The organism is Pseudomonas sp. FW305-7 (genome assembly GCF_058786735.1).
The window spans coordinates 126,964-149,457 of sequence record NZ_JBYSZA010000002.1 but is presented as its reverse complement, the minus strand read 5'-3'; the positions used below and the strand labels follow the sequence as shown (position 1 = coordinate 149,457).

19 protein-coding genes are annotated in these 22,494 nt (G+C 61.2%); 4 read left to right on the top strand and 15 right to left on the bottom strand.

The annotated features are described in order from the left end of the window. Positions 1-72 precede the first annotated feature (72 nt). From AC3WMT_RS03740 to hflK (AC3WMT_RS03710), 7 genes are all read right to left on the bottom strand, one after another. A complete protein-coding gene (locus tag AC3WMT_RS03740) occupies positions 73-861 on the bottom strand; it encodes an HvfC/BufC N-terminal domain-containing protein (RefSeq protein ID WP_103302792.1) in 789 nt (262 codons plus the stop codon). After that, positions 852-1,697, bottom strand: coding sequence for an MNIO family bufferin maturase (gene bufB, locus AC3WMT_RS03735; protein ID WP_103302794.1), 846 nt, complete (start codon positions 1,695-1,697; stop codon positions 852-854). Before bufB ends, AC3WMT_RS03740 begins: the two co-directional genes overlap by 10 nt. Before the next feature lie 65 nt (positions 1,698-1,762). After that, on the bottom strand, positions 1,763-2,014 hold the full coding sequence (bufA2, locus tag AC3WMT_RS03730; protein WP_103302797.1) for a BufA2 family periplasmic bufferin-type metallophore: 252 nt from the start codon (positions 2,012-2,014) through the stop codon (positions 1,763-1,765). A 110-nt stretch (positions 2,015-2,124) separates the two neighbouring features. Continuing rightward, complete coding sequence (locus AC3WMT_RS03725) at positions 2,125-4,032, bottom strand: cation-translocating P-type ATPase (protein WP_103302799.1); 1,908 nt, start codon at positions 4,030-4,032, stop codon at positions 2,125-2,127. Further along, positions 4,029-5,090, bottom strand: a complete 1,062-nt coding sequence (gene hflK / locus AC3WMT_RS03720) for a protease modulator HflK (RefSeq protein WP_103302801.1) — start codon at positions 5,088-5,090, stop codon at positions 4,029-4,031. Before hflK (AC3WMT_RS03720) ends, AC3WMT_RS03725 begins: the two co-directional genes overlap by 4 nt. Next, on the bottom strand, positions 5,087-6,127 hold the full coding sequence (gene hflC, locus AC3WMT_RS03715; RefSeq protein WP_103302803.1) for a protease modulator HflC: 1,041 nt from the start codon (positions 6,125-6,127) through the stop codon (positions 5,087-5,089). Before hflC ends, hflK (AC3WMT_RS03720) begins: the two co-directional genes overlap by 4 nt. Continuing rightward, positions 6,124-8,085, bottom strand: a complete 1,962-nt coding sequence (gene hflK, locus AC3WMT_RS03710; RefSeq protein ID WP_103302805.1) for a protease modulator HflK — start codon at positions 8,083-8,085, stop codon at positions 6,124-6,126. The genes hflC and hflK (AC3WMT_RS03710) overlap by 4 nt, the downstream gene beginning before the upstream one ends. A 211-nt stretch (positions 8,086-8,296) precedes the next feature. On the opposite strand from hflK (AC3WMT_RS03710), the gene lpdA reads away from it, so the two are divergent. Then, the gene (lpdA, locus tag AC3WMT_RS03705; RefSeq protein WP_103302807.1) at positions 8,297-9,697 is read left to right on the top strand and encodes a dihydrolipoyl dehydrogenase; all 1,401 of its coding nucleotides are present in this window, start codon (positions 8,297-8,299) and stop codon (positions 9,695-9,697) included. A gap of 74 nt (positions 9,698-9,771) precedes the next feature. Here the strand turns inward: lpdA and AC3WMT_RS03700 are convergent, their stop codons facing one another. Continuing rightward, entirely contained in the window at positions 9,772-10,245 is a 474-nt protein-coding gene (locus AC3WMT_RS03700; protein WP_103302808.1) for an Lrp/AsnC family transcriptional regulator, read from the bottom strand. A gap of 144 nt (positions 10,246-10,389) precedes the next feature. On the opposite strand from AC3WMT_RS03700, the gene AC3WMT_RS03695 reads away from it, so the two are divergent. Beyond that, on the top strand, positions 10,390-11,019 hold the full coding sequence (locus AC3WMT_RS03695) for a LysE family translocator (protein ID WP_103302810.1): 630 nt from the start codon (positions 10,390-10,392) through the stop codon (positions 11,017-11,019). On the opposite strand, the gene AC3WMT_RS03690 is transcribed toward AC3WMT_RS03695, so the two are convergent. From AC3WMT_RS03690 to AC3WMT_RS03660, 7 genes are all read right to left on the bottom strand, one after another. After that, complete coding sequence (locus AC3WMT_RS03690) at positions 11,016-13,148, bottom strand: hypothetical protein (protein WP_103302812.1); 2,133 nt, start codon at positions 13,146-13,148, stop codon at positions 11,016-11,018. The genes AC3WMT_RS03695 and AC3WMT_RS03690 overlap by 4 nt on opposite strands. Further along, a complete protein-coding gene (locus AC3WMT_RS03685) occupies positions 13,135-14,322 on the bottom strand; it encodes a DUF3142 domain-containing protein (protein ID WP_103302814.1) in 1,188 nt (395 codons plus the stop codon). Before AC3WMT_RS03685 ends, AC3WMT_RS03690 begins: the two co-directional genes overlap by 14 nt. A 76-nt stretch (positions 14,323-14,398) precedes the next feature. Continuing rightward, positions 14,399-15,226 (bottom strand): class I SAM-dependent methyltransferase, encoded by an 828-nt coding sequence (locus tag AC3WMT_RS03680; protein WP_103302816.1) that lies wholly within the window; start codon positions 15,224-15,226, stop codon positions 14,399-14,401. Next, positions 15,220-16,374 carry an acyltransferase family protein gene (locus AC3WMT_RS03675; RefSeq protein WP_103302818.1) on the bottom strand — a complete coding sequence of 385 codons (1,155 nt, stop codon included), beginning with the start codon at positions 16,372-16,374 and terminating at the stop codon, positions 15,220-15,222. Before AC3WMT_RS03675 ends, AC3WMT_RS03680 begins: the two co-directional genes overlap by 7 nt. Continuing rightward, positions 16,371-17,258, bottom strand: a complete 888-nt coding sequence (locus AC3WMT_RS03670; RefSeq protein WP_103302821.1) for a class I SAM-dependent methyltransferase — start codon at positions 17,256-17,258, stop codon at positions 16,371-16,373. Before AC3WMT_RS03670 ends, AC3WMT_RS03675 begins: the two co-directional genes overlap by 4 nt. Then, positions 17,255-18,559, bottom strand: a complete 1,305-nt coding sequence (locus tag AC3WMT_RS03665; protein ID WP_103302823.1) for a glycosyltransferase — start codon at positions 18,557-18,559, stop codon at positions 17,255-17,257. Before AC3WMT_RS03665 ends, AC3WMT_RS03670 begins: the two co-directional genes overlap by 4 nt. After that, entirely contained in the window at positions 18,553-20,181 is a 1,629-nt protein-coding gene (locus AC3WMT_RS03660) for a glycosyltransferase (RefSeq protein ID WP_103302956.1), read from the bottom strand. Before AC3WMT_RS03660 ends, AC3WMT_RS03665 begins: the two co-directional genes overlap by 7 nt. 427 nt (positions 20,182-20,608) lie before the next feature. Between AC3WMT_RS03660 and AC3WMT_RS03655 the strand changes: the two genes are divergently transcribed. Both AC3WMT_RS03655 and gmd read left to right on the top strand, forming a co-directional pair. After that, positions 20,609-21,523, top strand: a complete 915-nt coding sequence (locus AC3WMT_RS03655) for a GDP-mannose 4,6-dehydratase (protein ID WP_103302825.1) — start codon at positions 20,609-20,611, stop codon at positions 21,521-21,523. Continuing rightward, a complete protein-coding gene (gene gmd, locus AC3WMT_RS03650; RefSeq protein WP_103302826.1) occupies positions 21,520-22,491 on the top strand; it encodes a GDP-mannose 4,6-dehydratase in 972 nt (323 codons plus the stop codon). The genes AC3WMT_RS03655 and gmd overlap by 4 nt, the downstream gene beginning before the upstream one ends. The last annotated feature ends 3 nt before the right edge of the window (positions 22,492-22,494 follow it).

Here is a 22,494-nt window from a genome sequence, read left to right as displayed (position 1 = left end):
TTGTTTCAGACGTCAGATCTGAGGGTAGACCATCCTTGAAAAATAGCAGGCTATCGATTTGATCAGCCGAAACTATCGTTGCAGACGCTCGAGCAAACCATCCTGCACCCACTGCTTCAACCAGGTAACCGCTTGCAATGGCGCGTCCTTACCATAAGTGACTGTTGAATTCGTGCACAGTTCGGCAAAGCTCCAGCCTTCATTGAGCAAGCCATTCAGCGCCGCCGCTTCAGCCGACTCAAGACTGCGGTAGTTGCAGATCAGCTCGTAGCGCCAGATCAGGCAGATGTTGGGCGTATCGAGCGCCGCACTGGCCGGAAAATCAGTGCCGTCCTTGACCGAGCGCCACAGCGCAAGACTATTGAAGCGGCAATCAAGCCACTGCAAAGAAGGTATCGGTTTGAATTGCAGTTCTGGCCATTCTTCCGGGGCTAGCGCCGCCATGCTTTCGATCGTCAATGGATCACCCGCCGGCGCATCAAAGGCCAGGGTGAATGCCCACTCCAGTGCGGCCATTTCGGCCAATGGCGCGCTCTGCTCGGGCACCAGATACTTGCGGATAAAACCCTCAAAACCCTTGCCCAGCCAACGCAGGCTGTAGTGCGCCGACGGGGATTGGCGAATGTAGGCCGTGGCGAGCAGATCAAACTCCTCGTCGCCCAGCCACTGCCAGATCGCTTCGAAGTCGTTACGCAGCACCTCCAGCAAACGTGCCTTGTAGGCGTTGTGATAGATCGCCAGGCCAGTAGCGATATCCAGCGTCGGGCCGCCGATCAGGCTCTCGTCCAGGTTCAGATTGGCCGTCGCTGTCTCATCGAGCAGAAATGCTTCGAACGCCAATTGCCATTCATTCAGGCGCATTGCTGCCTCCCGGCCAAGACCTTGGTGCCCAGCTCACGAGTCTTTTGCAATTCATCAAGGAGTTCTTCGAAGGGCGGGAAATGGTCGTCTCGTTCCAGCAGAGTCGCCACCGGACCGAAATGCTCCAGCGTGCGCTGGTATAACGCCCAGACCGGATCGCTCACCGGATGGTCATGGGTGTCGATCACGTAATCGCCGTAATCGCTGTGCCCGGCCAGATGCAGTTGGCGGACTTTGTCGACAGGCAGGCTTTGAATGAAGGTCCACGGATCGAAGCCGTGGTTGCGCGAACTGACGTAGACGTTGTTCACATCCAGCAGCAACTCGCAGCCGCTGACACGGCTCAACAGGGCGAGAAACTCCCATTCGGTGAAATCGTCCGAGGCTGCACGGACGTAACTGGAGACGTTCTCCAGGACCAAGGGGCGCTGCAACATATCCTGAACCTGCATCACCCGCCCGGCGATGTATTCCAGGCTCTCTTCGGTGTAGGGCAACGGCAGCAGATCATGCAATTGATGGGCGTTACCGCGGCTCCAGCACAAGTGATCCGAGATCCACGCTGGCCTGACCCGTTCGGCCAGTTGCTTGAGCTGTTGCAGATAGTCGACGTCAAGGGCATGCGGACCGCCAATGGACAGCGACACACCATGCATCACCAACGGATAACGCTCGGCGATGGCATCGAGGTGATACAGGGCCTTGCCGCCCTGCACCATGAAATTCTCCGAGACCACTTCGAACCAGTCCACGTCGGGCGACTGTTCGAGGATCTGCTGGTAGTAAGCGCTGCGCAATCCCAGGCCGTAGCCGAGAAAAGGTACAGAGGTGGGCATGAGCAAACTCCTGATAAAAAGTGGCCGCAGTGGCGTGAGCCACTGCGGCGGCACTTGCCGGTCAGTTACTCGCCGACCTTGCCACCTGCTTTTTCGCAAGCCGCTTGAGTCATGGCTTTGAAGCCCTGGCCCTTGCAGGAGCCCATGCCTTTGCACGCGTGGTCTTTGGTTTTGCAGTCGTTCTGGCCTTTGCAGGCATTCACGCCGTAGCAGTGAACGTTGGCATCGGCGGCCATCGCGTTGGTTGCGACACCGGCAAACAGGGTAGCGGCGGCCAAAGCGAGGGCGGCACCGGCAGCAGCGGTCTTGATCGTCATTTTTATATCCTCGGTCATCGTCAGGGGTTGTCGGCTGGAAGGTTGTTCAGTCCCGACATGGCACTAGAGAGAGCAGCCCCGACGGCGTTACAGAGGAGCGAAAAATAATTTCAGGATTCTTCCTTGAGCTTGAGCAACGGCTCCTGAAAGCGCAGCAATCGCCCGGCATTACCCAGCACCAACAGCGTGCTGAGGTTGTGCAGCAACGCCGCAATCATCGCCCCGGCAGCCCCCAGCCAGCCGAACGCGGCGAACACCACAATGGCCAGCGTCCAGCCCAGGCCGATGATCACATTGACCTGCAATGTCCTGCGGCACTGACGACTGAGTCGCACGCAGGTGCCGAGCCGGCGCAGATCGCTGCCGATCAGCACGATGTCCGCCGACGCCAGAGCAATATCCGCACCGCCCGCCCCCATCGCCACACCCACCACACCCGCCTTGAGCGCGAGCGAGTCGTTGATGCCGTCGCCGACCACCATCGGCCGGAAGCCATTGTCGATTTCCTTGAGCACGCGATTGAGTTTGTCCTCGGGCAAGGCTTGGGCTTCGACTTCGTGCAACCCGACCTCTCTGGCCAGAGACTGCGCCACACTGTGTCGATCGCCCGTAAGCAGCAGTTGCCGTCCAAGGCCCAGTTCACGCAATTCACCGAGGGCAAATCTTGCTTCCGGTTTGACGCTGTCAGCCAGTAACAACCATGCGAGAAATTCCCCGTTGAGCGACAGCCCGGCGATGGGACCGTCGTGATCGGGAACCGTGGTCGTGGTGATGCCGAGTTGCGCAAACAACTCGGGGCGGCCGAGAGCCGCTTCGCCCTGTCCGGTGAAGGCGACGACGCCGAGCCCCTGCCGCTCATGGATATCGCTGAGGGACAAATAGTCTTCCTGCCGCACCAATCCGGCCAGTGCGCGGCTGACCGGGTGACTGCTTGCCGCGCCGAGACTGGCCGCCAACGCCATCACCGAGGACGAATCCGCGCATGGGCTGTTGATCGACTGCACGCGCAAAGTGCCAAAAGTCAGGGTCCCGGTCTTGTCGACCACCAGCGAAGTGAGGTCGGCCAATTCTTCGAGGAAGGCCGAACTGCGGATCAGAATCCCGTGGCGCGCCGCTACCGCGACACCGGCAATCGCCGTGGCCGGAGCGGAAAGCACCAAGGCGCACGGGCACGCCGCCACCAACACCGCGAGCATCGCTTGCGCATCGTGGGTGACAAACCACGTCACCGCTGCCAGCAGCAACACCAGCACCATGTAACTGCCGGCATAGCGTTCGAGCAGTCGAGTGATGGGCGGTTTTGAGCGCTCGGCGTTTTGCATCAGCGCGATGACTTTGCCGAGGGTTGATTCATCACCGGTGCGGGTCACTTCGATATGCAGCAGTCCGTCCAGATTGATCGCACCGCCGAACACCGACATGCCGATGCCAGCTTCCACCGGCACCGCCTCGCCAGTAATCGAAGCAGTATCGAGACTGGCCTGGCCAGACAGAACGCGTCCGTCCGCCGGTACACGATCACCGGCACGCACCTCGACCGTGTCGCCGGGTTTGAGCATGCCGTTGTCGACTTCGATGATTGAGCCATCGGCCTGCAGTTTGCGCGCGTGACTGCGGGTCAATTGGCCGAGGGCGTGAATCGCTTCCTGTGAACCAATGACGCTGCGCTCTTCCAGCACGTGGCCGAAGATCATGATGATCGGCAGCAGCGCGGCGGTCAGCAGATCACCCGTCGCCCACGCCCCGAGCATCGCCAGAGCAATCAGTTGATCGGTAATGCCATGCAGGCTCGGATAACGCAGGCTGTACCACGCCGAACGCATCACCGGCACGGCAACTAACAAAGAAGCAAAACCTAGCAGCAACTGGCTGACACCGGTTTGTTCCGGCATCGCCCAGCGCCAGATCAAACCGAGGCCGAGCAGCCCGAGTGCGAGCATCGCCAACGTCAGTTGCCGGGCTGCGCGCCGTTGTTCGGCTGAGGACAACAGACTCGGTGCAGCGGTAGTCGCGTTCATTGACTGGCTCCCTGAATGATCAGGCGGGAATCGTCTTGCGGATCGACCGTGGTCACCGATCCAGCCTGGCCGAGGATTTTCGGCATGCGCTCGCGGTACAGACGCAGGAGCATTTGCGGGTCGGTGCCTTGTTGTCGGGCCTTGGCCAGACTCAGCACCGTGGCGGTGTCAGCTGACGCTTTGGCCAGGCGTTCACCGGCTTGAGCGTGGGCGACTTGCAGCGTGCGGTCGGCCTGCTCGTTGGCGGACTGGGTGAGTTTCTCGGCGTCGGTGCGGGCATTGGCCACAGCTTTGTCGGCCTGCTGACTGGCGGTGAGGACGGCGTTGAATGCACTGACGGCAGGATCGGGCAGACTCGATTGCACATCGACCCGCGCCACTTCGACACCGATGCCCTGCCCGTTCGCCTTCAGTTCAGCCAAGCGTTTATTGATGCCTTGCACCAGATCACCGCGCAAGCGTTCACGGCGTTCGGCGGCTTGATTGTCGGCGCCAATGAGTTCTGGTCGAGCGACCAGAATGGTGTCCAGATCCCGCGCGGCGGTCAGGACCACAGCGCTGCGGGTGACCAGACGATCGAGTGCCGGCAGCACATGGTCGCCCTGCAGCACGAAGTCATACGGATCGGTGACTTTGTAAAACACCCGCACATCCAGTTGCACCACCCCGGCATCACCGGTCAATAAATAACCAGAGCCGGCCAACGCATCGCTGATCGGTGTCGCGAACGAGGCGACTCGGTCGGCCTTCAACGCCTCATCGCTGCGCAACAGATTCTCCACTCGCCGCTCAATTACCCGGTCCGCCGCTGGCAGCAGAACCACCTGTTCGAATGGCTGCGGCCACGCCAACAGCAAACCGGCATTCTGGATGCGATCAAGCGCGCCAAAGTGCAAGACCACGGCACGATTCTGCGGATCGATCTGCCGCACATTGGAAAACGCCCACGCCAATGCTGCCAATACGGTAACCGCGTACAAGGCGAAAAACGCCAAGCGACCGGCTTGAATCCACGGACTGTTCAGCGCATGTGTTCCACGTGGAACTTCTTCACTCATGGCTGCGTTCCGCTTTTGCTATCGAGATTCGGCGGGCCATCGACCAGCACACGGAACGGCGCGGCATCGGTGCGCAATATCAGTTTGGTGTCTGGAGTAACGATGGTGCCGAGGGTATCCAGCGAACGCAGCAAGTTGTACAGCTGCGGCGAACCGGCATAGGCGCGCCCGTAGATCTGCGCCGCTTCGACACGGGATTGCGCTTCGATATCGGCAGCTTTCACTGTCGCGTCAGCCTGAACGATTCGCGCATCACGCTCGGCGGCAGAACGGATTTGTGCCGCTTCGCGTTTGCCGATAGCGGTGCGTTCGGTGGCGATCGTTTCACGCTCGGCGCGCATCCGATCAACCGTGGCGGTGAGTGTCACCGAGGGCAACGTCAGCCGTTCGATACCGACCTGCACTACGCGCACACCATACGTGGCGAGCAGTTGCTGATCGATCTGCTGGCGCAACTGCGCCTCGAAGTCGGCGATGCGTACCTGACTGGAATCGGTATTCACCAGATTCGCCAGATCAAAACTGCTCGCGGTGGTTTCCAGGGCCGAGCCGACAAACGTGCGGATCTGCCGCGCCGCCTCGTCCGGTTGATTCTGTACGGCGCGCATGAAGCGTTGCACATTGTCCGGATCGCCCTGGACCTGCCACGCCACGTAGGCCTGAACGATAATGCGCAAACCGTCGCGGGTGCCGACATCCTGCAAACCGCTGGAGGTGGTGCGCAGACGCAGGTCCACCGGAATCGCCGCTTCGAACGGTGCCGGCCAGCGCCAGCTCAAGCCCGGATCAAGCAAAACCCGCGAGGGATTACCGAAACGCGTGATGACCGTAGCCTCGCCGGAGCGCACTTGCACCAGACTCGCCGCAGCGATGGCGAACGCCACCAGCAACGCCGCCCAACCCATGCGTCGCCACGGCAATGGCCCCGCCTCTTCCGGCGCGCCGTGGTGGTGATGACCGTGATGATGGTGATGCCCGCCATGGCTGTGATCGTGGCCACTGTGGTCATGATGATCGTGTGTGTGCGACTGGCTCAATGGGCGACTCCTGGTTGAGCGATGGTACGCGCGGGCGTCGGGTCAGCCGGCAGCGTGAATGAGCGCAGGTCGATGGTCGGGGCGTTGCTGCTGCCGCCCAGTCGATGGTCGAGTACCAGCAATTCGGCTTTGCTCAGGCCTTGGCTGAGTTGACTGAGGTATTGCTCCAGCACAAACGCCTGGCCGGCACTGGCGTAGGCTTTTTGCTCAGCGCTGAATTTCAAGTCAGCGGCCTGCGCGGCGGCGCTGATTTCGCGGGCGTTGGCGCTGGCCTGATCGCGGGCAAGGCTGGCCTGCAACTGCGCCTGATTACTCGCTTCGGCCGCTGCACCGCGTTCGCGGGCGATCAATGCCTGCGCACCGATCTGCGCTGCTTGCACGCTGTGGTAAGCGTTGGCTGCACCGGCCGGCGGATGAATCGCCTCGACGACCGTGGCGAGAATTTCCACGCCACTGTCGAGTTTTTGCAGATCGCTTTGCACAGCGCGGCCGATGTCTTCTGCCAGCCCTGCCCGGTCCGCTCCAAGCAATCCGTCGAGGGTGCGCGAGGCGAAATCGTGGACCAGAATTCGGCTGGCGGTGCTGCGGATCAGCGTCGGCACATCGGCGCTGTTGTAGGTTGCCGCCAGCGCCGCTTGATCGCTCAGACCGATGCGATAGACAAAGCGAACGTCCATGTTGACGATCTGAAAGCTCTGCTGCTCGCCACGGCTGCTGGCGATGACCTGGGATTTGTCGTTTACATGGCTGGCGTCCCACAAACGGTTGGCTGTGTACGGAGCAGGTCCTTCGGCCGGTTCGGATTGAACAACTGCCGGCGTTTCGCCAACACTGGTCGCCAACTCATGCACCACACCGTTTTCGACGCTCAATACCCGTCCCAATGGCCACGGTAAACCCGCGTGCAAGCCGGGGCCGAACACCTGCACCGGTTTGCCGAAGCGCTCGTAGATACCACGTCCTTGCAGGGGAATTTCGTGGAGGCCGGTTAACGCCCAGCCCACCACCGCGACCAATGCCAACACCGGCAGAAATGCCTTGCGCATGTAGCTGAACGCCCAGATCTGGCGAAGATCGATGCCAAATCGGTTATGCAATTCGTGCTGTAACGCGAGCAAGGGTTGCGGCGGCCAACGCAGCAGATCGGCGACAAAACTGCGCGCCAGCAAGGTCGGTTCAAGCTGATCACGTCGAGGGCTGAACAGTGACAGAACGGCACGCAATAACCACTCGATCGCGACCAATCCCGGCAAGATTCCCAACAGCACCGCTAAGCGAACGGGCCACAACGCCTGGTCACTGGCAAACAGTAAACACAGCGCTCCCAGCACCAGACCGATAATTGCCACGCGGATCAGTTGGGCCAATGAACCGGCTTCGGGCCATTGCGTGGGGTTTTCCTGAGCCAGTTGCCGCTCCAGCACCAGCAGCCCGAACGCCAACAGCAAGGCGAGTGCCGCGCCAACCGTGGCGGACAAACCTACTGCGGCGGCCGGTAAGGCGAGGTTCCACACCTGCTCGATACTGAGCACCACCAACAGTGCCCAACCACCCAGCCACAACGTCGCCGCGCCGATCAGGCCGAGCAAGTAGACACTTCGTCGACTCAGACGATCGAGCAACCGCTCGTACCAGCCATCCGGTGCGGGCGACTCTTCAGCCGCAAGCGGTAGCGACGCCAGCGGACTCATCACCCGGGCACGCCACTGCGTCACCCCCCACGCCGATTGCAGTCCGGCGACCAACACCAGCAACGCCGCCCCCTGATTGACCAGCAGCGGCAGCCATAACGATTGCGGGGCAAACAACCCGACAAAAAACGCCAGCCCCCACCCTGCCCCGGCCAGACTGCCAAGGCCAATCGCCAGACGGCGTAATCGCCGGCCCTGTGTCGCGGCCTGCTGAAAGCGCGGCAGTCCGGTCACTTGCGTGCCCTCAACCTCCAGATCGACTTGCATATCACCCCAAAGCCATCGGCTCACTGCTCTTATCGTTACGATATAACGAAAGTCGTGAAATATTCGTACACAATTGCGCTTATCTAAAGACGCGCAACCTGTCGCTTGCCTGAAGCCTTGACCGAAATGTCCATACGCGCACATATTACGTTCGTAATTTTTATCACCGACTACTTTTAGCGATCCGCATCCCTCAACCAGGAGTAAGCGCATGAGCAACTATGACGTAGTGATTCTGGGCGGCGGCCCCGGCGGCTATAACGCGGCCATCCGCGCCGGCCAGTTGGGCCTCAAGGCTGCTTGCGTGGAGGGTCGCGCGACCCTTGGCGGCACCTGCCTGAACGTCGGTTGCATGCCGTCCAAAGCCTTGTTGCATGCCTCGGAGTTGTACGACGCGGCCATGGGCGCGGAATTCGCCAACCTCGGCATCGAAGTCAAACCGACGCTGAACCTCGCGCAAATGATGAAGCAGAAAGACGAGAGCGTGGCCGGCCTGACCAAAGGCATCGAGTTTCTGTTTCGCAAGAACAAGGTCGACTGGATCAAGGGTTGGGGACATATCGACGGGCCGGGCAAAGTCACGGTCACTGGCGATCAGGGCAGCAAGATCGAGCTGACCGCCAAGGACATCATCATCGCCACCGGCTCCGAGCCCACGCCCCTGCCGGGTGTCGAGATCGACAACAAGCGCATCCTCGACTCCACCGGTGCGCTGTCCCTGAGCGAAGTGCCCAAACATCTGGTGGTGATCGGTGCCGGCGTGATCGGCCTCGAACTCGGCTCGGTATGGCGCAGGCTTGGTGCGCAAGTCACGGTGGTCGAGTACCTCGATCGCATCTGTCCGGGTGTCGATGGCGAGGCCGGCAAAACCCTGCAGCGTGCGCTGAGCAAACAAGGCATCGCCTTCAAACTGAGTTCGAAAGTCACCAGCGCCACCACCTCGGCCAACGGTGTGCAGCTCAGCGTCGAGCCGGCGGCGGGCGGCAGCGCCGAACTGCTGGAAGCTGATTATGTGCTGGTGGCCATCGGTCGCCGCCCGTATACCCAAGGCCTGGGCCTGGAAAACGTCGGTCTGAGTACCGACAAGCGCGGCATGCTCGCCAACAAACAGCACCGCACCGAAGCCCCCGGCGTCTGGGTGATTGGTGACGTGACCTCCGGGCCGATGCTCGCCCATAAGGCTGAAGATGAAGCGATGGCCTGCGTCGAGCAGATTCACGGCAAGGCCGGAGAGGTCAATTACGACCTGATCCCCAACGTGATCTACACCAAACCGGAGCTGGCCAGCGTCGGCAAGACCGAAGAGCAGCTCAAGGCTGAAGGTCGCGCCTACAAGGTCGGCAAGTTTCCGTTCACCGCCAACAGCCGGGCGAAGATCAATCACGAGACCGAAGGTTTTGCCAAAGTCATCGCCGACGAGCGCACAGACGAAGTGCTCGGCGTGCACCTGGTCGGCCCAAGCGTGAGTGAAATGATCGGCGAGTTCTGTGTGGCGATGGAGTTCAGCGCTTCGGCTGAGGACATTGCTTTGACCTGCCATCCGCACCCGACACGGTCCGAGGCGCTGCGCCAGGCAGCAATGAATGTCGAGGGGATGGCGACGCAGATGTAAAGATCAAAAGATCGCAGCCTTCGGCAACTTCTACAGGAATACGCATTGCCCGCCGAAGGCTGCGATCTCTGCTTTCAGGCAGGAAGATGCCCCAGCGGCAAGGCTCCCGGAGTTTTCACCGTGTGAATCGCAAAGTTGCTGCGGATGTCACTCACCCCCGGCAGCTTCAACAGGCAACCACTGAGAAAACGGTCATACGCGCGCAGATCCGGCACGACAACCTGCAGCAGAAAGTCCGACTCTCCGGACACCAGAAACGCCGAAATCACTTCCGGCAACGCGGTGACCGCCCGGTAAAAGGCTTCCGCCTGTTCATCGTTATGCCGCTCGACTTTCACCCCGACAAACACCGTCAACCCCAACCCCACTTCATCGCGATCCAGATTGGCCTGATAGCCGCGAATCACCCCGGCCTCTTCCAGCATCCGCACCCGGCGCAGGCAGGGCGAGGCAGACAGGCCGATTTCGTCCGCCAGCTCGACGTTGCTCAGGCGTCCGTCCCGTTGCAGCGCGGCGAGAATCTTGCGATCAAAAGCGTCGAGTTTCATCTTTGGCAGATCCTGATGGTGTATGCATGAAAAGAACGCAGGTTATGCCAAATCTGCAACCTTTTGAAGCTGACTACGCAAGCACCTGCCCCGCCCTTCAGCCCTAGACTGACGTCACCGAATCGACAACGAAAGGGGTATGACGTGGCGAGTCTCTGGCTGTTTTTCCTGGCATTGGCCGTGGTGTTTCTGTTGCCCGGACCGGACATGATCCTGCTGCTGCAAACCGGCGCCCGTCAGGGTCGTGGGGCAGCGCTGGCCACGGCGGTGGGTCTGGCGATTGCCCGCGGTTGTCACGTGGCATTGGCGGCGTTGGGGCTGGCGGCGTTGTTCAAGGCTGCGCCGTGGACGTTCGACGTGGTGCGACTGGCCGGGGCGGCGTATCTGCTGTGGATCGGCATTCAATGCCTGCGCAGCACACTGGTGCCGAACCTGAACGCCGGGGACATTGCCGACACGCGCGGGCAATGGCGCGAAGCAATCCGGCGCGGCTTGCTGACCAATCTGCTCAACCCCAAGGCGCTGCTGTTCTGCTCCGTGCTGTTGCCACAATTCATCGTCGCCGATGGCGCACCGGTGCTGAGCCAATTCACCGTCCTCGGCATGCTGCTGGTTGGCGTCGGATTGCTGTTCGACAGCGCCTACGCCCTGACCGGCGCCGCGCTGGGCCGTTGGCTGCAACACAGTCCAACGGCGCAACGGGTTCAGCAATGGCTGTTCGGCAGCCTGTTGATCGGCTTTGCGGTGCGCCTGACGTTCATCCAGCAGGCTTAGTTTTTGCGCACCTTGCGACGACGGCCGAACACCAGCAACGCGGCAACGCCAAACAGCACAACGGCACCGATCACCGGCCATTTGTAAGGCCGCAGCGCCGTGCGTACGGCATCGGTCACTTGGGTGACGTAACGTTTGTCAGCGTTGGCAAAGTCCGGCTCCTCGCACTGACGGCCGAAATTCTCCGCCCACTGCACGTACGGCCCTTCCTTCACGTAACGCTGATACAGCGCTTGCTGATCTTCCACGCTGGTGTTGAACCCGGCGGCCCTGCACAACACGGCAGCAAACGCCTGACTGGTATGCGGCAGGTTGTCGGCCGCACGATTGGCCAACTCGGACGCGACGAAACGGTAGTGGAAACGATGCTTGGTCAGCGCTTCGCTGGCCTGCTGGCGTTGCACTTCGTCTTCATTGACCAGCGGCCCGGCTTGCAACGCCGGGCTGCCGAGAGAATAGAAACCGCCAAACGACACATAATCCGGCGCCATCTCGTACCCCAGGATCAAGAAGCCGTTTTCACGCGCGGCCACCGCAGCATTGAACAACGCCGTGGCGCGTTTCGTCGGCCACCATGCATTGTCTGCCGCCAGACGCTGTTCGCCGTAGTACCTGGCCTCATCTTTCATACTGCTGCTGTCGAAATAGTCGACCGCCTCGGCGTAATGCCCTTCACGCAACAAACGCCGGGCCAGCAGATAACGCAGATTTTCGGCTGTATGCAGTTGCTCGGCGTCTCCTTGACCATCGTCAATCGGCACTGCCGGGGCCGGGACGTTTTCATCGACATACTGCTTGAGCTCTTCGACCGTCAGCACGCGCTCGGCCACCGTCGCGGCGTCAAACCAATAGATGCTGTTGCTGCGATACAACTGCACGAAAGCTTGCAGGTATTCGCCCCGTTGCAAGGCCAGAATCGCGCTTTCGCCCTCGACCCGGCATTTCGGCTGGACGGTTTCAAACGCCCAGTCCGCCGTGCGCTGATAGCCCCAGCTTTCGCTCTGCGGGAACGCTTGTGCGGCTTTGGCGTAAGCAGCAGCGGCGGCATTTTTATCGCCATCGCGTACCGCCAGCTTCGCCCGCAACCACCAGGCCAGTCCGCCGTCACCGGCGTTTTCGAGGAAGGCCTTGGCGCTGGCGTAGTCACCCTGTTGGTAATTCATTGCCGCCAGCCGATCGGCGTTTTCGAGGCTGCCGCGGGTGCTGCTCTGCAGCAGTTTGATGAGTTTTTTCTCGTTCGGCGGCTGCTCGCCATACGACCAGTCGAGACGGCTGACCAACGATGCGGTGACCAACTGCTGCACCGCTTTGCGTTGCAGCAATTTCGCCAGATCAGCCTCGGGCAACTCGGCTAGTTCGTTCACCAATTGTTTCAGCGAGGTGTAACCCACGGCCGAACCATGCAGATTTTGCGCTTCATACAGTTCGATGGCGCCGCTCCAGTCGCCGGCGCTACGCAACACCCGCGCCTCCTCGCCGAGACTGGCAACGCCCAGTTCCAGCGGATCGCTGAAGCCGTCGATGCTCATCTGGCGGGCTTGGCGGAACGCCTCGCGCGATTGCTCCAGCGCAGTGACGGCGTCGTCCGCTTCACTGCTCATGGCCAACCAGGTACGGCCAAGCGAGTAGGCCGCCCAGGTGCTGCGCAACGGACGCTGCTCGGCAGGCAACGCCAGCAGTTTGTCGAAATACTCGACCGCCAGTTGATGCTCGCCGGTCGCAAACGCTACCGCGCCCGCCACGTACAGACGGATTTCCGCTGGCAGACTGGCGCCCTGCTCTTCGGCTTGACGGGCATCGGTCAGGCCACGCAGTTGCATGACCAGCGCGGCCTGCTCGTTGTCCAGACCAAGCTGTTCGGCTTGTTCGCGGGCCTTGGCCGGCGCCTCTTCATCGCCATACATTTCATCGGGATTGTACGTCGCCGCCGTGACATTCTTCAGCCCGGCGATGGTCTTGCCGAGACGACTGATTTCGAATTTGAAACTGCCCGCCGGCAAATCGGCCAGGGTCTGCCCGCGATCATCGAGCAGCCGGTTGGGGAAATCCGGGCCGCAGGCCACAGCCGAACCCAGCGGCAGGCTGAGGCTCAGGCAGAGCAGATGGCGGGGCCAGTTACGGGTCAACATGCGAACCTCCTTGATCAATATGTGCGCAACGTGCCCAACCGATGGCGCGCTGCCCGTCCGCCGGCAAGCGGCCGTCGCGAAGGCGGGTGAAGGTAAGCAGATCCGGGCTTTGTTGCAACGAATAACCGGTGAGTGCATCGGCCCCTTCACAACCTTGGGCCTTAATGGTGATCCGCGCGGGCCATGGGCTGTCGAGGTTGCCGGGATTGTTCAGCGTGATGTCGTAAAGGCCACCCTGCTCGCTAAAGCTCAGGCCGAGCTGGCTGTACAACGCATCGCCCCGCGCTACAGCGCGCAACGTGGTCAGACTCCAGGCGCGCCGGTCATTGGCCAACGGCAGCCGAAACCAGATCAACCCGGCCAGATGCGCAGGCGGATCTTCGCGTAATGCTTTACCGAGTTGGCTCAGTTGCAACGGTTCAGCGAGCAATTCGCGGCGCTGACCGCCGCGCTCAAGCGGTACTTCACTTTCAACCAGCGGTGCGCCGTCGCCATCCGCCAACAGCGCCACACCATAGGCCGGTAGCGCTAGGTAAAAGGGTTTAGATGTGATCTTCCCCCAGGCGTCCGCCCATCGCCGTGCCTGCTCGGGATCGAACAGACCGCGTCGCGGGTCACTGACGGCATGCACTTGCAGCACGCTGCTATCGACCGCGGCCAGCAGGGTCGGCAGCTGCGCACTGTCGAGCCACGCCGGCAACGCGGTGATGCTCAGCGGCAATGACACCGGCAACGCCGAACGTAGATGGTTGAGGAATTTTGCATAGTCCGGCAAGCGGGCGTTGCCGGCATCGTGGTCGATCTCCACGCCCTGCACCGTGAGGCCTTGCGCCTGCCAGTCCTGGATCACCTGAAGGATTTGCGCCGTGACCTGTTGCTGGTCCAGCGCCTTGAGTTGGCCGTCAAGACGAATCACTGCGATCAGCGGACGGCCATCGCTTTTCAACAACGCTGCATCGATTCGCGCCCGGCTCCAGTCCGCCCCCGGAAAAGCCTGCAACGCCAACACGCGCAAGGTGGAGAAATCATTTCGGCTATCGCGCAACGCTGCCGCATGGGCGGGCGTCCACTGGCGTTGCCAGACATAAAGTTGCTGGTCGAGTGGCGGTGCGTCCCGTTGTTCACACCCCGCCAGCAACATCACCGTAATCAGTATCGAATAACCCAACCGCATGAAATCGCTAATCCCTGCCGACACAAAAATGCAGGGTACACAAAACCGCCGCGAGCAGGCTCCCGGCGGTAAAACTTCAGGGCTTGCGGGCAATGATGATCTGACATCTTGGCACCACCGCATCGAGTGCCTGTTTGATCTGCAACCCGCGCGGAGTTTCCAGCAGGGCCTGCCAGGTAGCCGCCCAGTGGTTGAGCAACGGGTGATCGGGGTTGCTCAGGTCAACCTTCGCTTCCCAGAACAGCAACATCCACATGGCCCAATAGAAACCGTGCTGGCTGTGGCTGATGACTTCCAGCCCCGCCTCACTGACCATCGTCTTGAACTGTTCTTCGCCGATGATCCGCACGTGGTTGGGCTTCTCGAAGTACACCGGCGCGGCGATGCCCTTTTGCAGGTGCTCGGAGCTGGGGTGCGGCACGCTCAGCAGATACAGCGCGCCCGGTTGGCCGACACGCACCAGTTCGGCGAGAAACTGCGCCGGATCGTCAACGTGCTCGATGACTTCAGTGGACACCACGCGGGTCGCGGTGCCATCGGCGATCGGCAAGGGGTTGCAGTCGCTGACGTGGCATTCGATGTCGCGCGCCGGAGTATCGCTCAGACGCTGGCGGGTGGCTTCAACCTTGGCGCCGTCGATGTCGGCGATGATGATCTTCGCCCCGCGCATGCCGCAGAAATGCACGTTGCCGCCGTCGCCGCAGCCGACGTCGAGCAGCGTGTCTTCGGGGCCCACGGGAAAGCCTGTGAACAACTCCCCGGTCTTCTGGTTGAACCAGCCGCTGAGCTCCGAATCGTGGAGGCCGAGCAGGAATGGATCGACCCTGGGCGCCGGTGGGATGACGGCTGGCGCAACGGCGGGAGCAGGCGCCGCCACTGTGCGTTTCTTCAAAAAGCTCAGCATGAGGTGGCTCCAGAGGATGGGACAGCGGATCGGGACGTACCGAGGCGCGCCACCAGGGCGGCTCCGCGGTTGCGCATGGGCATTTCGACGAAACGGTAATTGAGTTCGCTGAGCAGCGCGATCAGGCCCAGGGCAAGCAGCGACGTCAGAATCGGATGCCCGGCGGGACTTGGCAGGCCGGCTGCCTGCAAGCGAAAGATCAATTCACGCACCAGTAGATAGGCCGGAACATGGATCAGGTAGATGCCATAGGAACGGCTGCCGATCCAGGCCATCAGTTGCTGCAATCGGCCGGCCGGCAGCAAGTAATCGCGGTTGTACGACGCGATCCACACCAGCAGCGCGCTGAGCACGGTGAGCGAACCGATGCGATAGCTGGCAAACGTAAAGCGGTCGGTGGCCATGAAACACAAGAGCAATCCGATGCCCAGCAACACCGCTGTGCCAACCCCGGGCAAGCGCAGAAAGGTCGGCTCCCAGCGTCGATAGGAAGGTTGCGCGCTCCACATTGCCAGCAGCACACCAACTGCCAGCGCATCGGTGCGCACAAACATCAGCAACGGCGAGCGCACGGTGAGAATCTGCACCGCGATCAGCGCCAGCAACGCCCAGACCAGGTGTTTGCGCAACAGCACAATCAGCAGCGGGAACAGCAGATAGAACTGCTCCTCCAGCGACAGGCTCCAGTAGACGAAACTGCTGCCGTACTCGTAATGGAAGAAACTGTCGGCCAAGCGGAAATTGGCGTACTGCAGCACACCTGCCAGCGTCGCCTGCAGGTTGGCGTACAGCGAACCGAACGCCCCCGAGCGATTGAGAAAGACACACGCCAGCAGCATCAGCGCCAGCCACAGCCAGGCCGCTGGCAATAACCGGAAGGCGCGGCGCAACCAGAAATTGCGCGTCTGTTGCCAATACTCCTGACGCGTGTTGCAACGGCGCAGTGCCGGGATCAGGCCGCGAGCGATGACAAACCCGGAAATCGCGAAGAACAGATCGACGCCCCACCACGACTGCGCCCACACCTGAATTTTCACCAGCAGCGGCACGGTATCGGTAAACAGACTCCCCTGCACGTGATGGAACAGCACGCCCATTACCGCGACAGCGCGCAAGACTTCGATGTCCATGATGCGCTTGTCGCTCATGGTGCGCCTCCGCCGTCCAGTGGCTTGCGCGCGATGATCACCTGACTTTTGGGCATGAACCGGTCCAGCGTCTGTTTGATCAGCAGCCCGTCAGGCTGATCGAGCAGGCTCTGCCAGGCCCTGGCCCAGTGCTCCATCATCGGCGTGAACGGCTCATGGATACGGTCACGCACGGCCCCCGTGAGTTCGCGGCCGGCCGCCCGTTCGCCGGCCCAGAAGAAGATCATGCCCATCACCCAGAAAAAACCGCTGGCCTGACGATGCTCGATCACCAGACCGGCGTCCTCCACCAGCGCGGCGAAACGCTCCGCAGTAAAAATCTGCACATGATTGGGCGATTGGTAATAACTGGCCGGCGCGATGCCTTTTTGCAGGTGCTCACCAACCGGGGCCGGCACGCTGAGCAGATACTGCGCGCCAGGACGGCCCATGCGCACCAGTTCGGCCATGAACGCTTCAGGCTGGTCGACATGCTCGAGCACTTCCATGCACACCACTTTACTGGCGCAACCGTCCGCCAGCGGCAGCGGCAGGCTGTTACTGACCAGCCCCAGATTCAACTGGCGGCTTTGCGCGTCGACCTGCCGCGCCAGTTCGCGGACCTTGTCGTGTTCACTGTCGGTGAAGATCACAGACGCGCCCTGGCGCACGGCGAACAGTGTCGCTACGCCGTCACCGCAACCGACGTCGAGCAACGTATCGTCAGCGGTAATGGCAAAGCCCTTGAGCAACTCGCCGCTGTCACCGAGAAACCAGCCGTCGAGGACCGCGTCGCGCAACCCGACATACAGTGGCGACGCGGCATCGGGTGCGGCAGGGGCCGGCTCCACGACGGGGATCGCTGCAGGCGCCGGACGCAATCGTGCGAGCAGGCGCCGGATCATGCGACGGCGACTGGCGCTGATGAAGAGCCGGCCGCTTGCAACAACGGCTCGAGGAACGCCTGTAAACGCTGCTCGGCGCTGGCCTGACTGCAGAAGCGCTCAAGACTGCGCACCGCTTCGGCCGACATCGCCGCATAACGCTGTTGATCAGTCTTCGCCACGTCGTAGCTGGCCCGATACGCCGCGCACAGCGAGTCCCAATTGGTCATGTAGCGCATCGTGCGATAGGCCGCTCGCGGGTCGTGGGGCCAGGCCGTCAGTTCTTCGGTGAAATCGACGATAAACGCGTTGTCGGCGCTCACGTAGTCAGCCATCGCGGTGTTCAACGGCGCAATCGCCGGTTTGCCGCAGGACATGAATTCCATCAGCGGCAGGCACTGGCCTTCACCGAAGGAACTGTTGACCACGTAGCTGGTGGCCTGCACCAGGCGTTCGTAATCGACGTCGGCCAGATAACCGTGGATCAGCACGATCCGGCATTGGTAAGACTGGTTCTTGTAGAGGTGGTGCAGCATGTCGGTCAACGCCTCGGCGATGTCGTGGTGCGTGAGTTTCAGCACCAGGGTCGCATCGGCGGTATCACGGAACGTGGTGCAAAACGCGCTGAGCATGTCCTGCCAGTTCTTGCGCCCGTCGTAGGGGTTGAACACCGAGCAATAGACCACGCCGTCAAGCTGCAGCGAGCAATCCTGCGCCGGCCCGGCGAAGGACAGCGGCGAGCCTTCGCACCGCCCGGGTGGCCCATAGGGGCGTAAATCCACCGTGCGACTGTCGATCAGCAACCCGCGCAGCGTCAGGGTGATCGGCTCGATGACCGGGCGTCGATCCAGATGTTCACCGCGCGCGGCGAAGCGATCCCACACGGGCGCTGGGATCGCGCAGATCGGGTAATCCGCGCCCATCGCATTGCGCACGGTGTCGACCGTGAAGCTCGAATGGGTGATCGCCCGGCCGCATGCCTCCAGCACCACCCGCCAATCATGGCGAGGTTCGCCCTGCCAGCTTTCGGTGGGGATGGTGCTGAACTCCCAGGCAAACACCGGGATGGTCGGGCAGGCGTAATGAATCGGCGTGCGATGCGGCGGCGAGAACGACAGAAAAACGCAGTCCTCGCCACGGCTCAGGCAGTCAAAATACAGGCGATCAACCAGTTCGTCCGGGTTGCTGACCTCGATCACCTGACCGATTCGTTCCAGCACCGGGCGGAATTCCTTGAGGACGAAGTAGTAGCTGTACTCGGGGCGGCCGAGGTTCTGCTGGATGTTGCTCTTGTTGGTTTCCGAATGAATGATGATCAGCATGCGGCAGTCCCCGCCTCGGCCATCAGCGGTGTGTTTTCGCTGTTCGCCTTCAGGTCGAAAAACGCCATCACGCGCTGCTGCACCGGGGTAAACCCGCAGTAATCGCGCATGCGTTGATTGGCGGCAGCGGCCATGGCCAGATAAGCCTGCGGGTGGTTTTTGGCCATGGCATAGCTGTCCTCATAAGCGGCTCTCAATGAGCTCCAGTCCGGGCGATGGCGCACGGTGCGATAGAGGATCCGCACGTCTTCCGGCCAGATCGTCGGCTCGTGACTGGACTTGACGATGAAGCCGACCTTTTCGTCGATGTAGTCGCGCATCGCCGTGTGATTCGGGGCGATCACCGGTTTGCCGCACGACATGAACTCCATCAGCGGCAAACACAAACCTTCGCAGCGGGAGGCGTTGACGTAGAAACTCGCGGCACCGTACAACCGGGCGAACTCCTCGTCCTGCAAATAGCCGTGCATGACCACGACACGGCAGGCAAACGGCGAGAGTTGCGACAGCAAGGTGATCAAGTGAACGTAGTAGCTCGCCAGGTCGTTCTGGGTGATTTTCAGCACCAGCGTGGCGTCTTCGTTGTCACGCATGGCCCAGCAAAAAGCGGTGATCAGGTGATGCCAGTTCTTGCGACCGTCTTCAGGGTTGAACACGCTCACGTAGACCACGCCACTGACATCGATGGCCACCTGCTCGCTGGTGTCGGGCAGTACCGCTTGCGGATGTTCTGCGGGGTCCAGCGCTTCGCTGACCGTGGTGGCCACCGGCAGGGGCGGCGATGCTGGCGTACGCGATTTCGCCAACCGCTGGCGGAGGCCGTCCGGCACCAGATCGCCAACGGCTTCGCGATACCACAACAACAGATTGTGCTTGAGCAAGAACAGCGGCGGGTGTTCGCCAGGGCTGCTCAGCGCCCGACAAGCTTCGCGCAGGTAATGCTTGGTGATGAATCCACGCCGACGCCAGGTCAGGGGCGGTGCCGCTTCGGGCTCGGGTTCCGGCTCAGGTTCAGCCAGGCCGCGAAGTTCCAGTTCCTGCTCACTGTGTATCGGCGCGATCAAGCCATCGGCGGACAGGCCCATCGCGCGACTGTCGATGATGCAGCCCTTGATCTGCAACGTCGTGCCCGGGTTTACCGGGGCACCGGGATAGTCTTGGCGCACCTGCGCAAAGCGCTCCCACAACGGTGCGGGTAGCACGAGTACGGGGAAGTCCTCACCCAGGGTTTTACGGATCGCCTGCGCCGTGTGGGTGGACAGGGTAATTACCCGGCCATGACGCGCCAGGGTCTGGCTCCAGTCCTGGCGGGGATCGTCGTCGCAGCACTCGGACGGGATCGAGTCATATTCCCAGGCAATCACGCAGACCATCGGGCATTGCAGATCGGTCGGGGCTTTATGCGGTGGCGAAAACGAAAGGAACAGACATTCCTCACCGGCCTGACTCAGCTGTTGATACAGCGGATCGACGTCGGCGACGGACGCCACCACATGCACGCGACCAAGGCTTTCCAGCACCGGGCGATAGGCCTTGAGCACGAAGTAGTAACTGTATTCAGGACGACCGAGACTCTGGCTGATGGAACGGTCGTTGACGTCCGAGTAAAGAATGAAATTCATGGCATCCCACGATGAAGCAGCCATTCCGGCAACCTCATGCTATGACGGCCCGGCGTCGGATCAAGCCGGTATCACCGGTGCTTGTCCTTACTCTTGAGGCCCGTCTTCGTTCTTGTTTTAGTGGTCGGTTTCACCCTGTTGCGCCAAGCCCACGGCGAACTCCGAGCATGGCGACGAGGGGCATTCTAAACACATCCGTCGAGCATTCGTGAACCGCACGGCGAGAAAAAACCTGACTACGCTAATGAGAACTGACCGGTCACGGTTTGGCCTGTTGAAATTGCCGAGCAATTGGCACAGATTGGTAACAAACAACTACAACATTTGACTTCGCCAGCCCCTCAGACGCTTTTTTCTTTCGATCTGACGGATATTTCCTTAAAGCCTGTGGGAAAGTGGCGCAAGTTCAAGACCAAGGGGTCGCTGTTTGAAAAAGCGTCTGTTCGTCACGGGTCTTAGCGGATTCGTGGGACACCATATCCAGGCACGTCTGGCAGTACCTGATTCGTCTTGGGAGTTGCTGCCTGTCGCTTCGCCCTACGACCTCACGAATGCCGACAGCCTCGTCGATCTCTGGCCGCAATTGCCCGACGCTGTCATTCATCTGGCCGGGCAGACCTTTGTCCCCGAAGCCTTTCGCGATCCGGCCCGTACCCTCGACATCAATCTGTTCGGCACTCTCAATCTGTTGCAGGCCCTCAAGGCTCGCGGCTTTACCGGCACCTTCCTGTATGTCAGCTCCGGCGACGTTTACGGCCAAGTGGCTGAGCACGATCTTCCAATCACCGAGCAACAACCGCCCTGCCCGCGCAACCCGTATGCGGTGAGCAAACTCGCGGCGGAATTTCTCAGCCTGCAATGGGGCCTGAGCGAACACTGGCCGGTGCTGGTGGCGCGCCCGTTCAACCATATCGGCGCCGGGCAGAAAGACAGCTTTGTCATCGCCAGCGCCGCCCGCCAGATCATTCGCATCAAGCAGGGCCTGCAAACGCCACAACTGGAAGTCGGTGACATCGATGTCACGCGCGACTTCCTCGATGTCGGCGATGTGGTCTCGGCCTACTTCGCGCTGCTCGAAAGAGGCCAACCGGGGCAGGTCTACAACATCTGCTCGGGACGCGAGCAAAGCATCCGCAGCCTCATTGAACAGTTGGCGGACCTGGCCGAAGTCGAGATGCAACTGGTTCAGGACCCGGCGCGCATGCGTCGCGCCGATCAGCGCCGCGTTTGCGGCAGCCACGCAAAACTGGCCAACACCACCGGCTGGGCGCCAGACATCACTACACAACAATCCCTGCGGGCGATCCTGTCCGACTGGGAGACGCGAGTACGACAAGAATGACAAAAAGTGCATTGATCACAGGGATCACCGGTCAGGACGGCGCGTATCTGGCCAAATTGTTGCTCGACAAGGGCTACAAGGTTTATGGCTTCGTGGCTCGGCGCAGCAGCGATTCGCGCTGGCGTCTGCGCGAAATGGGCGTCGAGGCCGACATCGTCTATCTGGACGGTGACATGGCCGATGCCTGCTCGGTCCAACGTGCAGTCATTCAATCGACTCCGGACGAAATCTATAACCTGGCGGCGCAGAGTTTCGTCGCCGCGTCGTGGAATCAGCCGGTAACCACCGGCATCGTCGATGGCCTGGGCGTTACTCACTTGCTCGAAGCGATCCGCCAGTTCAGCCCGCATACCCGCTTCTATCAGGCGTCGACCAGTGAAATGTTCGGTCTGATTCAGGCTGAGCAGCAGGACGAAAACACGCCGTTCTACCCGCGCAGCCCGTACGGCGTGGCCAAGCTGTACGGCCACTGGATCACCGTCAACTACCGCGAAAGTTTCAACCTGCATGCCAGCAGCGGCATCCTCTTCAACCACGAATCGCCACTGCGCGGCATCGAGTTCGTCACCCGCAAAGTCACCGACGCCGCCGCCCGCATCAAGCAAGGCAAGCAGCAGGAGCTGGCGTTGGGCAACATCGACGCAAAACGCGATTGGGGTTTTGCCGGCGACTACGTCGAAGCCATGTGGCTGATGCTGCAACAGGACAAGCCTGACGATTTCGTCGTCGCCACCGGCGTCACCACCACGGTGCGCGAGATGTGCCGTATCGCCTTCGATCACGTCGGCCTCAACTACCGCGATTACGTGAAAATCGACCCGGCCTTCTTCCGTCCGGCCGAAGTCGAAGTGCTGCTCGGCAATCCGGCCAAGGCTCAGCGCGTGCTGGGCTGGAAGCCGAAGACCGACCTGGATACCTTGATCCGCATGATGATGGATGCGGACATGAAACGCGTCGCCAAGGAGTAGGCC

Coding starts and splice junctions, on each gene's coding strand:
- AC3WMT_RS03740 (WP_103302792.1), bottom strand. CDS start 861: ATGCGCCTGAATGAATGGCAATTGGCGTTCGAAGCATTTCTGCTCGAT.
- bufB (WP_103302794.1), bottom strand. CDS start 1,697: ATGCCCACCTCTGTACCTTTTCTCGGCTACGGCCTGGGATTGCGCAGC.
- bufA2 (WP_103302797.1), bottom strand. CDS start 2,014: ATGACGATCAAGACCGCTGCTGCCGGTGCCGCCCTCGCTTTGGCCGCC.
- AC3WMT_RS03725 (WP_103302799.1), bottom strand. CDS start 4,032: ATGAACGCGACTACCGCTGCACCGAGTCTGTTGTCCTCAGCCGAACAA.
- hflK (WP_103302801.1), bottom strand. CDS start 5,090: ATGAGTGAAGAAGTTCCACGTGGAACACATGCGCTGAACAGTCCGTGG.
- hflK (WP_103302805.1), bottom strand. CDS start 8,085: ATGCAAGTCGATCTGGAGGTTGAGGGCACGCAAGTGACCGGACTGCCG.
- lpdA (WP_103302807.1), top strand. CDS start 8,297: ATGAGCAACTATGACGTAGTGATTCTGGGCGGCGGCCCCGGCGGCTAT.
- AC3WMT_RS03700 (WP_103302808.1), bottom strand. CDS start 10,245: ATGAAACTCGACGCTTTTGATCGCAAGATTCTCGCCGCGCTGCAACGG.
- AC3WMT_RS03690 (WP_103302812.1), bottom strand. CDS start 13,148: ATGTTGACCCGTAACTGGCCCCGCCATCTGCTCTGCCTGAGCCTCAGC.
- AC3WMT_RS03685 (WP_103302814.1), bottom strand. CDS start 14,322: ATGCGGTTGGGTTATTCGATACTGATTACGGTGATGTTGCTGGCGGGG.
- AC3WMT_RS03680 (WP_103302816.1), bottom strand. CDS start 15,226: ATGCTGAGCTTTTTGAAGAAACGCACAGTGGCGGCGCCTGCTCCCGCC.
- AC3WMT_RS03675 (WP_103302818.1), bottom strand. CDS start 16,374: ATGAGCGACAAGCGCATCATGGACATCGAAGTCTTGCGCGCTGTCGCG.
- AC3WMT_RS03670 (WP_103302821.1), bottom strand. CDS start 17,258: ATGATCCGGCGCCTGCTCGCACGATTGCGTCCGGCGCCTGCAGCGATC.
- AC3WMT_RS03665 (WP_103302823.1), bottom strand. CDS start 18,559: ATGCTGATCATCATTCATTCGGAAACCAACAAGAGCAACATCCAGCAG.
- AC3WMT_RS03660 (WP_103302956.1), bottom strand. CDS start 20,181: ATGAATTTCATTCTTTACTCGGACGTCAACGACCGTTCCATCAGCCAG.
- gmd (WP_103302826.1), top strand. CDS start 21,520: ATGACAAAAAGTGCATTGATCACAGGGATCACCGGTCAGGACGGCGCG.